Origin of the sequence: Hyphomicrobium sp. 2TAF46 (assembly GCF_052114865.1) — a bacterium.
Lineage (GTDB): Bacteria > Pseudomonadota > Alphaproteobacteria > Rhizobiales > Hyphomicrobiaceae > Hyphomicrobium_B.
On sequence record NZ_JBFRFO010000001.1, the window covers coordinates 761,771 to 774,659 of the forward strand.

A 12,889-nucleotide genomic window follows, 5' to 3' on the forward strand; every position below is an offset into this window, starting at 1 on the left:
TTGACGCCATCAACCAATAATATGTGGAACGGCCCGCGTAGCAAGAGCTCTCAGCATTCGACTCATCCATGGGACGGTGCGATCAGGCATATCTAAAGATTAGCACCGTCCACGTCTTGAATTACCAGGGCATCGAGATCGATCGAAGGCACGCACCGTAGGTTAATGAACGCAATATCAGCACCATCTGGACCCTTGCCATAACCAAACGCCTCACAACCACATGTCGAACAGAACCGGTGAGCAATGGCATGTTTATTGAAGAAATAATCCGTAAGCACCTCTTCTCCCTGAAGGATCATTAGACTGCCTGATGGCACAAAGGATAGCAAAAACCCCTTCCTTCGACAGTGCGAACAGTTACACCTGACCGCATTCGCTGGAAGGTCTTCGTTAACTCGGAATGCTACCTTCCCACAGTGACAGCTGCCTTCGTAAGCCATGCAGCGCCTCCATACAGCTTGCTACGTAAAGCCAGTTAACAACACGAACGCCCCCTTGGGTGCCTGCCGCGACAACCCGGCCGGGGAGCCACGTAATGGCCACTCGTCAAAGGAGCTGGCACCTAAACCATTGGTCGCAAGACTCCGATTTGCCCCTGGCGTGCATCTGATTGGAAGCAAAGGGGCCTGCGAGCTGCGTCCAACCTACCTTCTAGGCTCATAGCGCAGAGCCACGGCGCCGGAGCTCAGCTCAATCCGATCGACGAGTTTCAAGTCTATGACCTTTGAGAGGCCGGCGAACAAGCTGGGGCCACGCCCCACAATAATGGGCTGGACCACGAACTCATACTCGTCGATCAGGCCCAGCTCCGCCAACGCCATTGGGAGCCTGACGCCACCGGTGAACACCGCCTTCCCGGGTTCTTGTTTAAGCGCCTGGACGGCCTCGGCCAAATCGCCACGGACCAGCTCCGCGTTCCAATCGACCTCGCCGAGCGTGCTGGAAACGACGTACTTCTTCATCGCATCAATGGTCCGTGCGAACGGGTCCGTCCACTCGGGCATTGTCAAGGTCCGCGTCTCCAGCCGCCACGCTTCCTCCATCATCTGGTAGGTGACGCGACCAAAGAGCAGCGCATCGGCGCGGCCCATGCTCGCTATGGCATGGTGATGTGTTGCACGCAGCGCCTCCTCCAGAAGCACCGCGTCCGTAGAGCCGGCGCTATGGTCGACACAACCGTCGATCGTCACGTTGATGGAGTAGAGAAGGGGTCGCACTATGGACGTTGCTCCTTTGTTGCTCTTGCTGAGATAGCCAGGTCGAATTTTTGCAGCTGGCTGGTCAATCCAAGGATTGCGCCGCTTGTCATCTCGGGGTCCGGATGACGATCCGCCGTAAGGACCATCCGGACACGCCCGGCTTCGACGCTCATCTCGACCAGCATGTCATACGGATACGTCTCGACGCCGGGGACGAAGTCCATGTCGAAGCGGATGCGCAGTCGCCGGTGGCGCACTATCTCCACGAGCCGACCGCTCACCCGCGCGGTCTGCCGCATGTCGAGGTTTGCCAGGTAGGCGACCTGCTCGGCACCCACCGCGGTCATCACATAATCAAAGGCGCCGCCGACCCGCAGCTGAAGGGCCGTCATCTCGACGCGCATTCCCTCGGGTGCGAACCACTCCTCCAGCCCTTCTTTCGTGGTCCAAAGCGCCCAGACGTCCTCGATCGATGCGTCATAGATCCGCTCGAACCTGATGGGACCCGCGGCCCGCTCGCTGCGGTGCGCCATCACTTCTCACCCTCGGATTGCCGCGCGCTCCCCCGTCGCGCCAGAGCTGCATCGAAACGATCGAGCCGGCCCTCCCAAAGCCTGCGATAGCTTCGAACCCAGTCGTCGATCGCATGGAACGGCTCAGGTCGGAGCGAGTAGAGGCGCCTTGCCCCATCGGGCCTCATGACGACGAATCCCGCTTCCCCGAGGATTCTCAGGTGCCGCGAAACGCCGGACTGATCGATGTCCACGGCACGAACGAGGTCGCCCACCGCCTGTTCCCCGGCTGCTAGCGCTTCGACGATACGAAGCCGCGTCGGGTCGGCCAATGTCTGGAAAACGCTTTGTTGCATCATGATGCATATGTATGTCGGTGCATATCGAGCGTCAAGCCGCCTGCCCACGGCCGGGACCATGGGCGTTGGCGCCCAGCCTCAACTCCGCTTCTGACGGGGGTAACCGCAGCCCTTCGTCACGGGTCGAGAGGCAGGTGCCGGCCGAACAGCGATCCGCGAGGCTATGTCCTGACCAACCAATAAAGATCGAGGCGCGTCGTACTGGAGAATCCAGCCAAGCCTCCGGTCCAGACGTCGGACCAGCCCCCTTGTCCTTGCGCTGATCCTTGGTCCGGCCGAGGGCCTGACGCCATCAACCCGTAAAGGGTCGGCTATGCGCGCATGCCGCCGCTGCGGCTTCGCCTGCGCGGTGATTGCGGCCTTCGCCCGGACACATCGGGCGCCTGTCACGCGGGGGATGGTCCCCCGCCTCCAGACAGGAGCCGGAACGATGTCCCTCAACCAAGCGCACGCCTTCGCCTTCAGCCTCGCCACGACGCTGATGGTCACCATCGTGATCTTCCAGGCCGGTGACGGCAGCCTCTCCGTCGTTCCCGCCAACGAATATGACGGCGACGCCGCGGCTATCGTCCACGAAGTAGATCCCTTCGCGCTCTAAGCACGATCGGCTCCGCGGAGCGAAGATCCTGCCGGATTTCCGCTCCCGCGCTTGCTCTCTTTCGGCTATATTTCGATCTGCGCCGTGGCGGTGGTGGAAGGCGCGACCCGCAGGCTATTGCATGGAGCACCACCATGGTTATCGGCATCCTCCTCAGCATCGCAACCATCGGCATCTTGTGCTGGCTGCTCTTCACCCTCGCCATCTACGCGCTGCCCCTGTTTGCCGGCGTCGTCGCCGGCAGCTGGGCCTATGAGATGGGCGCAGGCTGGCCCGGCGGCATCCTGGTCGGCCTCATAACCGCCGGGCTGACGCTCGGGCTCGGCCAATTCCTCTTCACCATCACCCGCCCGGCTTGGCTGCGGCTGGCCGTCGGGCTGGTCTTTGCAGCGCCTGCGGCGCTGGCCGGCTATCACGCCGTCCACGGGATCGTGAAACACGCGGTGCCCTCGGAGACTTGGCAGATGCTGTTCTCCGCAATCGGAGCCGTCGCCGTCGGCGTGACGGCCTGGGTCCGGATCGCTGCCGCAGCTCCCGCCCAGTCGGGCGAGAGGCTCGCGGGGGCGTAATACCCATCTGAGGGATGCAGCGGCGGGACCAGACCCTGGTTCAGCGCACCTCCTCGACCAGAGGACGGTCGGGGAGCGGGTGGCTCGAAGCGTCCAGTCCAGCCGAGAGCCGCGCCGTTCGAGGGCTTGCGACGGGGTCGGCGCGGACGCACGCATTGATGAAGACGCGAGCAGCAGCGTCCCCGCCCAGAAGCGGGCTTCGGGGACCGCGCGAGCGTCGTACGCACGCCAAGTTGATGACGATCGCCATCTGTCCGGAGCCGGGCTTTGCGGGCGGCGACAGATCGCTAGGTCTCCGTTGACCCATTGCCTGTTGCGAGCGCACCGACACGGCCTCTTCGATGGGTGTATCTGGCCGAAGGACGGCTTCGCCTCAATCGCCTAAGGCGCAACAGCGCCGTCAAGACTTTCTTCCCCTGCCGGCTGCGCCGTCATTCCTCGCGCACCAAGAAAGTCCCTCCTTTGCTGTCTGAAGCCCTGCGGGTGCGCCGTCGATTGCCTCCGGCCGGGCGATCACCATCGAGGCCGCAATGGTGCGGGCTCGACAGGCAAATCCAAAGGAGACTTCCCATGGCGACCATCGGCACCTTCAAGAAGACCGGCTCGAACGAGTACACCGGCGAAATCGTCACCCTCAGCGTCCAGACCAAGAACGTCCGCATCGTCCCCGAAGCCCGCGCCAGCGGCGAGAACGCCCCCAGCCACCGGGTCTTCGTCGGCCGCGCCGAGATCGGCGCCGCCTGGTCGAAGCGCTCCAACGAGGGCCGCGACTATCTCGGTCTCAAGCTGGACGATCCGAGCTTCACCGCTCCGATCTACGCCAACCTCTTCGACGACGAGGAAGGCGAAGGCTTCAGCCTCATCTGGTCCCGCCCCAGCCGCCGCAACGGCGACTGAGGCCCCAGCGAATGCCCCGCCCGGCAAAACCGGGCGGGGCGATCTTTCAGCTCTCCGGCACCTTTGGCTTTGCCGTACGGCCATCGATTCAGCTGGAAGGGAGATGCGCTCCAAAGGCAGCCGCGAGTGCCGCCTCCAGCTCGTCGAGCCGATAGGGCTTCCGCAACAATCTCAGGCCCTCTGCGTCGCCATCCCGCTGGCCGTCGCTAAACCCGCTCGTGAGCACGACGGGCAGGCCCGGACGGCGGCGCGCGAGTTCGCGGGCGAGTTCAATGCCGCTCATGCCGCCCGGCATCACCACGTCGGAGAACACCAGATCGGCGGCGTGGCCGTTCTCCAGTTGCGCGAGCGCGGACGGCGCGCTCTCCGCCCGGCGAACCGTGAAGCCGAGCCCCTCCAGCATCTGGCCGGCCAGCTCCGCGACCTCGTCATTGTCTTCAACTAGGAGAATCCGGCGCTCGCCCTTCGGGCCTGGTACCTGTATTGCGGGTGCACTCGCCTCGACAGCCGCCGCGAGCGGAAGGCTGCTGGCGCGCGGCAGGTGTAGGATGATCCTCGTCCCCTCCCAGAGACGGCTCCGCACCTTCACATGTCCCCCCGACTGCTTGGCGAAGCCGTAGACCTGGCTGAGGCCGAGCCCGGTGCCGCTCCCGACCTCTTTGGTCGTGAAGAAGGGATCGAAGATCCGATCCAAGATGTCAGGTGCTATTCCGATGCCGGTGTCACGAACTTCGATCCGCACGAATTCGCCGGCCAGACGACTTTCGCCACGGCCGTCCAGTCGCGCATTGCCAGCGAAGATCGTCACGGTCCCGCCCTGCGACATGGCATCCCGCGCGTTGACGACCGTGTTGAGGATGGCAAGCTCGAGCTGCGTCTGGTCCGCCATCACCGGCCAGAGGTCTTCCGCAAGCTCGATCTCGAGCGCGATATCCTCGCGCAGAGCCCCTGCCATCAGGATGCGCATGTCATCGAAGCGAGCACGCAAGTCGATCGCCTCGGGCGCCAACGACATGCGTCGCGAGAAGGCAAGCATCTGGCGCGTCAACGACGCGCCGCGCGTGACGGCCTGGCGCATGCCGGAGACAATCCGCTCGCGGCGCTCCGGGTCGGGAGCCCGCCCCAACATGTCCAGCCCGCCAGAGACCACCATCAGAAGATTGTTGAAGTCATGGGCGACGCCGCCCGTGAGCTGGCCGATCGCCTCCATCTTCTGCGCCTGCCGGAGCGCCCGCTCGGCCTCCTGCCGCTGCTCCATTTCCGCCGCCAGCCTGCGGTTCGCCTCTTCCAGCTCCACGGTGCGTTCGCGAACGCGCTCTTCGAGCGTTTCGTTGAGGCCGCGCAATTCCTGCTCCTGCGCCCGCAACCGCGCCTCGACACGCTCCCGCTCGCGCAAATGGTCGCGCACCTGATATTGCCGCCGTCGCGCCCGGAGCGCCGAATGCAGGGTGCTGACCAGCGTTGCAGAGCGAAGCGGCCGCTCCAGCAGCACCAGATTGCCGAAGCCTGCGAAGTGTTCACTGCCGCGGCCGAACCCGGCGCTGCCGCGCGAGCCACTGGCCGTCACCACCAGGATCGGCGGCTCCGACCACGCGGGCTGCCGCGCAAGACAAGCCTGCAGCATGGACATCGCGGTCGGTGGCGAGACCTCCTCCTCGACGACCACCACTGCCCCGGCCCCTTCGTCCACTCCCCGGCATAGATCGGCGAGCGTGGCGACGGTCTGGGTCGCAAGTCCTGCTCGCTCCAAGATCGCCGCGACCGTGGGACCGTCCCGACGCGACGGCGCCAGGATCAGCACGCGCTCGTCACGTTCTTCAGCGCCCGGGATTTGCGTCATCGCGGGCGTCCGGAAGGGCCTCGGGACTTCCGACAAATCTGGGCGCGCCCGACAGGACCCCACGGAAGGAACGAATCGGCGGACCGACGCTGACGCCCTCGCCAGATATCAGACGATATTCGCGAATCGTCGTCTCGTGCCGGCCGCTGCGGCTCTTCAAGACTGATATCGCCTTGCGGACCTCGCCTTCAGCCTCGAAGTAACGCAGCAGGACGATGCCGTCGGCGAGGAAGCTGAGATCGATCGGCGCCGCCACGTCGCCGACCATGCCGTGCTGGGCCATGATCAGGATAGTGACCACCCCTTGATTCCCGAGATACGCCAGCAGCTCGTGCATATGCAGGATGAGCGCCTGCTCCTCCGGCATCGACGCCATATAGCTGTTGAGGCTGTCGATCACGACCAGCTTCGCGCCCGCCTCGACGTTGCGCTTCACCTTGTCGACGAACTCGCCCGGTGACAGCGTCACCGGGTTGATCTGCTCCCAGACAAGCGTTCCGCTCTCTCTCGCCGCCTCGATCTCCATGCCGAGCCCTGCGGCTCGCGCCTCGGCGGTGCGGTAGTTCTCGTCGAAAGCGAAGAACGCCACCCGCTGCTCCTGGCGCGCCGCCGCCATCGTGTATTGCAGCGCGAGCGACGACTTGCCGACGCCCGACGGACCGATCAGGAGCGTGCTGGTCCCACGTTGAAGCCCTCCGCCGAGCATCTCATCGAGCGGCCCGACATCGCTCCGCAGCACATCTGCCGTGAACTCGGTCCGATGCTCGGCCGCGATCAGGCTCGGGTACACCAAAATACCGCCCTTGCAGATTGCATAGTCATGATAGCCGGTGCGGTAATCGACACCGCGCAGCTTGGCGACGCACATGCGGCGGCGGAAGACGCCGTATTGCATCCGCCGCTGCTCGAGGGTGACGACGCCATGGACGATGCTGTGCAACTGAAGACCTTGCGCGTTGTCGGTGAGATCATCGAGCGCCAGGACGGTGCATTGCTGATCCGCGAAGAAACGCTTCAAGGTCAGCAGCTGGCGGCGGTAGCTTAAAGAGTCGAGCGCGAGGAGACGCAATTCGGTCAGGGCATCGATGACCAGGCGGTCCGGCCGGAGCGCTTTCACCTTGTCGATGATCAAACCGACGGTGTGGTCGAGTTCGACCTCGGCGGCGTGGATGATGCCCTGCTGCTGCTCCGGATCGGCTTCCAGCGGCGCGACCTCCAGGATGGTCAAGCCATTCAGGTCGAGGCTGTGGCTGAGTGCGGTGGCGCGCAGCTCGCGCTCGGTTTCCGACAGCGTGATGTAGAGGCATCGCTCGCCCGACCGGACGCCTTCTAGGAGGAACTGCAGCGCGAGCGTGGTCTTGCCGGAACCCGGGGTGCCCTCGACCAGGTACATGTGTTCGCGCGCCAACCCGCCATGCACGACAGAATCGAAACCGGCGATGCCACTCGCGGCCAAGCTATCCAGTTGCGGTCGGTCTTCCACGGTCGACGCTCCCCGGTGCAAACACGCTTGGAGCGCGCGGCCGGGTCGCACGACCTCAGTTCGTCACAAGGCCAGCCCCTTTGGCGCAAGACTCCATCGCAGCCTGTAACTTAACAAAGCCGGTTTGGTTCAAACAAGCTTGCCTGATCTTGCAGATGTCTGGGACTGCGCGTCGCCCAAAGGTCGCGATCAGCCCGACGAAGCTGTTTCTTCATCGAAAAGTTGCCCAACCACGACCGTGTGGTTCTTGACCTCCGGCCGCCCCATTCCCAAATTTCTGACGCGCCGGACGCTCGATTGAGGTCCGGCTCCGAGGGGCGTCCGGCGCTCCGGGCGCACCTCATTCAACCATGTTGCTTTGAGAAAGGACATGACGATGAACGTGCGTGATCTGATCCCCTGGGGTCGGGAAACCGATCAGACCCCGACCCCCTATCGGAGCGGGACTCCGAGCCCGTTCCTGTCGCTCCATCGCGACATGAACCGCCTGTTCGATGAGGCCTTCCGCGACTTCGGCGCGCCCGGTCTTTTCGGCCGCACCCCGGCGTGGCCAAGCGTCGAGGTGACCGAGACCGAGAAGGACGTGCGTATCGCCGCAGAACTCCCCGGCCTGGAGGAGAAGGACGTCGAGGTCCTCATCGAGGACGGCGTCCTGACGCTCCGCGGCGAAAAGCGCTCACACACCGAAGACGCGGCGCGGCAGTTCAGCGAGCGGATCTATGGCCGCTTCGAGCGCCGCATCGGGCTCGGCTTCGACGTCGAGGAGGAAAAGGTCGCTGCCGACTTCAAGAACGGCGTGCTGACCATCACCCTGCCGAAGTCCGAAAAGGCCCAGTCCAAAGCCAAGCGCATCGCCATCAACGGCGGCGCCCAGGCGCAGTAAGCCTGACGAGGCCAGGGGCAGACCCAGCCGGGTCGTCGCCCCCGGCCTTTCCTTTGCCGTACGCGGGAGGGACAGGTCATGAGCTATGTCTGGAAAGAAATAGAACCCGCGCAGCCCCTGTCCGAGACAAGTCGCACCGACCTCGGCCGCCGCGCGCCGCGTGCGCACAACCCGGACTCGGTGTTTCCTCCCGATGCCGTCGCTCGGATCTTTCGCCCCTCGCGCTCGGTCATGACCTCGGGCAAGGCGCGCACGAAGCATTGGATTCTCCGCTTCGAACGGCAAACCCCACCCTTCATCGAGCCTTTGATGGGTTGGACGGGTGGTGACGATCCGCTGACGCAGGTCGAACTCCGGTTTCCGACCCTCGAATCCGCGGTCGCCTACGCCCGACGCCAGGGTCTAACCTATGTCGTGAACTAAGCAGATCCGAAGGCGCCGGAGCAGCGGCGACCGGCAATTCTGCGCGCGCCCACCGCCATTCTGGTGCGCTGAATCCTCCTTGGGCTTGTGGAGGCGGACGGCTCGATCCCCCTCCGATCACAGTCGATTTGCGCTCATACCTAGGGGTCTGACGATACGGCTCATCTGATCAATTGGGCCAAACATCAGCAACGGATCAGGCGACCGAATCAGGTTGGCCGCTCCGCCCGGAAAAGTTGCCCCGAAACGGAAAAACACTGGCGGCTCCGACACAAGGACGACTATTATAGATGGGGTATTCGGAGCGTTTAGCGGTCGGCTTTAGTTGCTCCATAGTCCGCAAAGCGTATAGGCGAAGCGTTCAAGCGGCTTCACCAAATAACGTCTCTATCAGCGGACATTCTGGCAGCGTGCCGTCGGCGCATTGTGCGACCACGTCCTTCAATACCCGCTCCATCCGTTTCAGATCGGCGATCTTCGCTCGCACGTCGTCGAGATGGGCAGCAGCGACGGCGCGCGCCTCCGCGCAAGGTTGATCGCGTTCATCGACGAGCCGCAGCAGCTCGCGGATTTCATCCAGCGAGAAGCCGAGTTCGCGCGCCCGCAGGACGAAGCGAAGCCGCCGCTCGTGCGTCGTGTCATAGCTGCGGTAGCCCGCCGTCGTGCGCGGCGGCTCAGGCAGCAGCCCGACCTTCTCGTAGTAGCGGACCGTCTCCAGATTGCTGCCCGTCCGCCGGGCGAGTTCGGCTCGCTGCAGGCCCTTCACTACAGCGTGATCGCGCATCGCAAATACCCCTTGACCCTGTAGTGACTACAGACCGCATCCTACGCCGCAATGAGGATTTCGGCAAGGAATGAGAGGTCGGACATGGTTACACCGCGATCCGGAACGGCAGATATGGCACCCGTCACGACAGTTCTTGCATCGTCGGAGCGGACCGAGGCTGGACGGCAGCGTCTGGTTGCTCTGGGCGGCATTCTCGGCGCGATCGCCGCGTCGTCCTGCTGCGTAATTCCGCTCATCCTGTTTAGCCTCGGCATCGGCGGCGCCTGGATCGGCAACCTTACGGCGCTCGCGCCGTACAAGCCGCTCTTCGTCGCTGGAACGGCGGGACTCCTCGGATACGGTTTCTACCTCGTATACTGGAAGCCGCGGCGCGCCTGCGCCGCTGGCGCCGCGTGCGCGCGCCCCATCCCCAGCCGTCTCGTCCAGCTCGCGCTCTGGATCGCGACTGTGCTCGTGATCGCCGCCTTTGCCTTTGACTATGTCGCCCCGCTGCTGCTGCTCGCCTGACACCAAGAGGAGACCATCCCATGAAGAAGAGCTTGAGCGTCCTTGCCCTAATCGCCTCGGTGATGACGGCATCGACCGCGTTCGCCGCCGAACGCACCGTTACGTTTGCCGTCGACAACATGACCTGCGCCTCGTGCCCTTACATCGTGAAGACCTCGATGACGGCAGTCCCGGGCGTCGCGAATGTGACCGTCTCCTTCGAGGCAAAGACAGCGACCGTGACCTTCGACGACGCAAAGACGAACGCCGACATCATCGCCGTCGCCAGCATGAACGCGGGCTATCCAGCCCATCTGAGGCAGCGGGGCAGCTAAGATGAGTGACCGCACCGCAATCCGCGTAGGCATGGCCGGTGCCGTCCTGGTCGCGATCTGCTGCGCCGCGCCGCTCATTGCCGTCGGCCTGTCCTTTGCGGGCCTTGGCGCGTGGCTAGCCGGTAAGGGCCTTGTAGTGCTTCCGCTGATGGCTGCGAGCTTCGGCCTCATCGCTTGGATATTCCATCGTCGCCACGCAAAGGCCGCCCGTTGCGAGACGACGATTCACAAGGAAGGCGTGAAGCCGTGAACGATTGTTGTGCCTCCTCCTCGTCCCGAAACGAAGCTGTCATCCCTACGCCCGACACTCTGCCCAGCTATGCGGTGCGGCCGGGCGTCACGTTCCCGGATTGGTCGACGGTCACGTCGCCCGCAGTGAGGGACGCTTTGCTGGCCATGGTCGGGTCTGGCCACGTGCTCAATCGCTGGAGCGGCTACGATCCCGCCACGGATCGCGTGCGCGTTGCGCTGCTTCAGCTCTACGTCGAACACGGGCGAGCGCTGACCGTAGCCGCGATTGCGAACCTTGCAGGTCTCGGTGAGGCCGCCGTCCCGCCGTTGCTCGACGAGCTCCGCCGGCGCGACCTGGTCGTTCTCGACGGCGAACGAATCGTCGGCGCCTATCCGTTCACCGACCAAGACAGGGGCCATGAGGTCACGCTGGACGGGCGCGCGCTCAACGCTATGTGCGCGGTCGACGCGCTTGGGATCGGCGCCATGACCGATCGCGACATCTCGATCGCCTCGAGTTGCCGCCATTGCGGCGCGCCAATCCGGATCACCACACGGGACCGAGGGCGGGTGCTGGCCGATGTCGAGCCGCAGACGGCCGTCATGTGGCAAAGCGTTCGCTATGAAGACGCATGCGCCGCGAACTCGCTGTGCGCGACGACCACCTTTTTCTGCTCGGATGAGCATCTCTCCGCCTGGCGCCGCGAGCGTTCCGCCGACGAGCCAGGTTTTCGGCTGTCGATCGATGAAGGCCTGGAGGCCGGCCGCGCTCTGTTCGGGCCGAGCCTCGCCGGGCTCGGTGTGACACAACAACCGCCTGCCGATCCGGAATCGAACAGCCCATCAGTCGCGAACCGCCCCTTCCGCACAAACGGTCGCAATGGAGGCGCTTACGATCTCGTCGTGATCGGCGCCGGCTCTGCCGGCTTCTCGGCCTCGATCACGGCCGCCGATCAGGGCGCGCAAGTGGCGCTCATCGGCAGCGGCGCCATCGGCGGCACCTGCGTCAATATCGGCTGCGTGCCGTCAAAGACCCTGATCCGCGCCGCCGAGACGCTTCACAACGCTCGCGTGGCGGCACGTTTTGCCGGCATCACGGCGGCGGCCGAACTGATCGACTGGCGCGGAACCGTTCGTCAGAAAGACGCCCTCGTTTCCGAACTGCGCCAAGCCAAGTACGCCGATCTGCTCCCCGCGTATAACGGCATCGCCTATCGCGACGGGCCAGCTCGCCTCCTCGACGGCGGTGTCGAAGTTGACGGCGCGCGCATTGCCGCTGGCAAGATCATCATCGCGACCGGCGCGCGGCCGGCAGTGCCTGCCATTCCTGGCCTCGTGACCGTGCCGTATCTCACCAGCACAACGGCGCTCGAGCTCGAGGAGCTGCCGAGCTCGCTTCTCGTGATCGGCGGCGGCTACATCGGCGCGGAGCTCGCGCAGATGTTCGCTCGTGCAGGCGTTAAGGTGACTCTCGTCTGCCGGTCTCGTCTGCTCCCAGAGGCCGAGCCCGAGATCAGCGCGGCGCTCACGGGGTATTTCGAGGACGAAGGCATCACCGTTGTCTCCGGCATCGCTTACCGCGCGATCCGTAAAATTGATGGCGGTGTGTCACTGACGGTCACGCGCGACGGCCAGGATATTGCGATCGACGCCGATCAGGTGCTGATCACCACGGGGCGCACGCCCAACATCGAAGGCCTTGGGCTGGCCGAGCACGGGATCACTGTCTCGACGAAGGGCGGCATCGTAGTCGACGACCGGATGCGCACGACCAAGACTGGCGTCTATGCCGCCGGCGACGTCACCGGCCGCGACCAGTTCGTCTACATGGCTGCCTACGGCGCCAAGCTCGCCGCCAGGAACGCCTTCAATGGCGACAGCCTGCGCTACGACAACAGCGCCATGCCCGCCATCGTGTTCACCGATCCCCAGGTGGCGAGCGTCGGGCTGACCGAGGCCACCGCGCGCGCGGCCGGTCATACCGTTCGTGTCTCGACGATCGGCCTTGACCAGGTGCCACGCGCGCTTGCCGCTCGTGACACCCGCGGGCTGATCAAGCTCGTGGCCGACGCCGGCAGCGGCCGTCTACTCGGCGCCCATATCCTTGCGCCGGAAGGCGCCGACAGCATCCAGACCGCGGCGATCGCAATCCGACAGGGCCTCACGGTCGATGACCTCGTGGATACCATTTTTCCGTATCTCACCACTGTCGAGGGTCTGAAGCTCGCGGCGCTGTCGTTCGGCAAGGATGTCGCCAAGTTATCGTGCTGCGCCGGCTGAGCAC

At 64.5% G+C, this 12,889-nt stretch carries 17 protein-coding genes; 9 read left to right on the top strand and 8 right to left on the bottom strand.

Features of this window, described 5'->3' with window-relative positions:
• Positions 1-92: 92 nt before the first annotated feature.
• The 4 genes from AB4Z24_RS03550 to AB4Z24_RS03565 all read right to left on the bottom strand — a co-directional run bounded on the left by AB4Z24_RS03550 (position 93) and on the right by AB4Z24_RS03565 (position 2,073).
• Positions 93-443, bottom strand: a complete 351-nt coding sequence (locus AB4Z24_RS03550) for a GFA family protein (RefSeq protein ID WP_137901417.1) — start codon at positions 441-443, stop codon at positions 93-95.
• 204 nt (positions 444-647) lie between these two features.
• A complete protein-coding gene (locus tag AB4Z24_RS03555) occupies positions 648-1,220 on the bottom strand; it encodes a dihydrofolate reductase family protein (RefSeq protein ID WP_137901418.1) in 573 nt (190 codons plus the stop codon).
• Positions 1,220-1,735, bottom strand: a complete 516-nt coding sequence (locus tag AB4Z24_RS03560; protein ID WP_137901419.1) for an SRPBCC family protein — start codon at positions 1,733-1,735, stop codon at positions 1,220-1,222. Before AB4Z24_RS03560 ends, AB4Z24_RS03555 begins: the two co-directional genes overlap by 1 nt.
• The gene (locus AB4Z24_RS03565) at positions 1,735-2,073 is read right to left on the bottom strand and encodes an ArsR/SmtB family transcription factor (protein WP_137901420.1); all 339 of its coding nucleotides are present in this window, start codon (positions 2,071-2,073) and stop codon (positions 1,735-1,737) included. The genes AB4Z24_RS03560 and AB4Z24_RS03565 overlap by 1 nt, the downstream gene beginning before the upstream one ends.
• 430 nt (positions 2,074-2,503) lie before the next feature.
• Between AB4Z24_RS03565 and AB4Z24_RS03570 the strand changes: the two genes are divergently transcribed.
• A complete protein-coding gene (locus AB4Z24_RS03570; RefSeq protein ID WP_171021003.1) occupies positions 2,504-2,671 on the top strand; it encodes a hypothetical protein in 168 nt (55 codons plus the stop codon).
• 134 nt (positions 2,672-2,805) lie between these two features.
• On the top strand, positions 2,806-3,240 hold the full coding sequence (locus tag AB4Z24_RS03575) for a hypothetical protein (RefSeq protein ID WP_137901421.1): 435 nt from the start codon (positions 2,806-2,808) through the stop codon (positions 3,238-3,240).
• A gap of 40 nt (positions 3,241-3,280) precedes the next feature.
• On the opposite strand, the gene AB4Z24_RS03580 is transcribed toward AB4Z24_RS03575, so the two are convergent.
• Complete coding sequence (locus tag AB4Z24_RS03580) at positions 3,281-3,571, bottom strand: hypothetical protein (RefSeq protein WP_441706014.1); 291 nt, start codon at positions 3,569-3,571, stop codon at positions 3,281-3,283.
• Positions 3,572-3,810: 239 nt separating this feature from the next.
• Between AB4Z24_RS03580 and AB4Z24_RS03585 the strand changes: the two genes are divergently transcribed.
• The gene (locus AB4Z24_RS03585) at positions 3,811-4,137 is read left to right on the top strand and encodes a DUF736 domain-containing protein (protein ID WP_065997979.1); all 327 of its coding nucleotides are present in this window, start codon (positions 3,811-3,813) and stop codon (positions 4,135-4,137) included.
• 88 nt (positions 4,138-4,225) lie between these two features.
• Here the strand turns inward: AB4Z24_RS03585 and AB4Z24_RS03590 are convergent, their stop codons facing one another.
• Together AB4Z24_RS03590 and AB4Z24_RS03595 are read right to left on the bottom strand one after the other, a co-directional pair.
• Complete coding sequence (locus AB4Z24_RS03590) at positions 4,226-5,977, bottom strand: ATP-binding protein (RefSeq protein ID WP_137901422.1); 1,752 nt, start codon at positions 5,975-5,977, stop codon at positions 4,226-4,228.
• A complete protein-coding gene (locus AB4Z24_RS03595) occupies positions 5,955-7,460 on the bottom strand; it encodes an ATPase domain-containing protein (protein WP_244625929.1) in 1,506 nt (501 codons plus the stop codon). Before AB4Z24_RS03595 ends, AB4Z24_RS03590 begins: the two co-directional genes overlap by 23 nt.
• 376 nt (positions 7,461-7,836) lie before the next feature.
• Here AB4Z24_RS03595 and AB4Z24_RS03600 point away from each other — a divergent pair, with 376 nt between their 5' ends.
• Positions 7,837-8,343 carry an Hsp20/alpha crystallin family protein gene (locus AB4Z24_RS03600; protein WP_137901423.1) on the top strand — a complete coding sequence of 169 codons (507 nt, stop codon included), beginning with the start codon at positions 7,837-7,839 and terminating at the stop codon, positions 8,341-8,343.
• A 78-nt stretch (positions 8,344-8,421) separates the two neighbouring features.
• Positions 8,422-8,766 (top strand): ETC complex I subunit, encoded by a 345-nt coding sequence (locus AB4Z24_RS03605; protein ID WP_137901424.1) that lies wholly within the window; start codon positions 8,422-8,424, stop codon positions 8,764-8,766.
• A 361-nt stretch (positions 8,767-9,127) separates the two neighbouring features.
• Here the strand turns inward: AB4Z24_RS03605 and AB4Z24_RS03610 are convergent, their stop codons facing one another.
• A complete protein-coding gene (locus AB4Z24_RS03610; RefSeq protein WP_137901425.1) occupies positions 9,128-9,550 on the bottom strand; it encodes a MerR family transcriptional regulator in 423 nt (140 codons plus the stop codon).
• Positions 9,551-9,634: 84 nt separating this feature from the next.
• On the opposite strand from AB4Z24_RS03610, the gene AB4Z24_RS03615 reads away from it, so the two are divergent.
• The 4 genes from AB4Z24_RS03615 to merBA are packed head-to-tail and all read left to right on the top strand — an operon-like array spanning position 9,635 to position 12,885.
• On the top strand, positions 9,635-10,060 hold the full coding sequence (locus tag AB4Z24_RS03615; protein ID WP_137901426.1) for a mercuric transporter MerT family protein: 426 nt from the start codon (positions 9,635-9,637) through the stop codon (positions 10,058-10,060).
• A gap of 20 nt (positions 10,061-10,080) precedes the next feature.
• A complete protein-coding gene (gene merP / locus AB4Z24_RS03620) occupies positions 10,081-10,374 on the top strand; it encodes a mercury resistance system periplasmic binding protein MerP (RefSeq protein ID WP_137901427.1) in 294 nt (97 codons plus the stop codon).
• A gap of 1 nt (position 10,375) precedes the next feature.
• Positions 10,376-10,624, top strand: a complete 249-nt coding sequence (locus AB4Z24_RS03625) for a mercury transport protein (RefSeq protein ID WP_137901428.1) — start codon at positions 10,376-10,378, stop codon at positions 10,622-10,624.
• Complete coding sequence (gene merBA / locus AB4Z24_RS03630) at positions 10,621-12,885, top strand: bifunctional organomercurial lyase/mercury(II) reductase MerBA (RefSeq protein WP_137901429.1); 2,265 nt, start codon at positions 10,621-10,623, stop codon at positions 12,883-12,885. The genes AB4Z24_RS03625 and merBA overlap by 4 nt, the downstream gene beginning before the upstream one ends.
• Positions 12,886-12,889 lie beyond the last annotated feature (4 nt).

Excerpts from the sequence above, each read along its gene's own strand:
- AB4Z24_RS03560 (WP_137901419.1), bottom strand. The coding sequence starts at position 1,735 with ATGGCGCACCGCAGCGAGCGGGCCGCGGGTCCCATCAGGTTCGAGCGG.
- AB4Z24_RS03615 (WP_137901426.1), top strand. The coding sequence starts at position 9,635 with ATGGTTACACCGCGATCCGGAACGGCAGATATGGCACCCGTCACGACA.
- AB4Z24_RS03575 (WP_137901421.1), top strand. The coding sequence starts at position 2,806 with ATGGTTATCGGCATCCTCCTCAGCATCGCAACCATCGGCATCTTGTGC.
- AB4Z24_RS03550 (WP_137901417.1), bottom strand. The coding sequence starts at position 443 with ATGGCTTACGAAGGCAGCTGTCACTGTGGGAAGGTAGCATTCCGAGTT.
- AB4Z24_RS03605 (WP_137901424.1), top strand. The coding sequence starts at position 8,422 with ATGAGCTATGTCTGGAAAGAAATAGAACCCGCGCAGCCCCTGTCCGAG.
- merP (WP_137901427.1), top strand. The coding sequence starts at position 10,081 with ATGAAGAAGAGCTTGAGCGTCCTTGCCCTAATCGCCTCGGTGATGACG.
- AB4Z24_RS03570 (WP_171021003.1), top strand. The coding sequence starts at position 2,504 with ATGTCCCTCAACCAAGCGCACGCCTTCGCCTTCAGCCTCGCCACGACG.
- AB4Z24_RS03610 (WP_137901425.1), bottom strand. The coding sequence starts at position 9,550 with ATGCGCGATCACGCTGTAGTGAAGGGCCTGCAGCGAGCCGAACTCGCC.
- AB4Z24_RS03625 (WP_137901428.1), top strand. The coding sequence starts at position 10,376 with ATGAGTGACCGCACCGCAATCCGCGTAGGCATGGCCGGTGCCGTCCTG.
- AB4Z24_RS03585 (WP_065997979.1), top strand. The coding sequence starts at position 3,811 with ATGGCGACCATCGGCACCTTCAAGAAGACCGGCTCGAACGAGTACACC.
- AB4Z24_RS03590 (WP_137901422.1), bottom strand. The coding sequence starts at position 5,977 with ATGACGCAAATCCCGGGCGCTGAAGAACGTGACGAGCGCGTGCTGATC.
- AB4Z24_RS03565 (WP_137901420.1), bottom strand. The coding sequence starts at position 2,073 with ATGATGCAACAAAGCGTTTTCCAGACATTGGCCGACCCGACGCGGCTT.
- AB4Z24_RS03600 (WP_137901423.1), top strand. The coding sequence starts at position 7,837 with ATGAACGTGCGTGATCTGATCCCCTGGGGTCGGGAAACCGATCAGACC.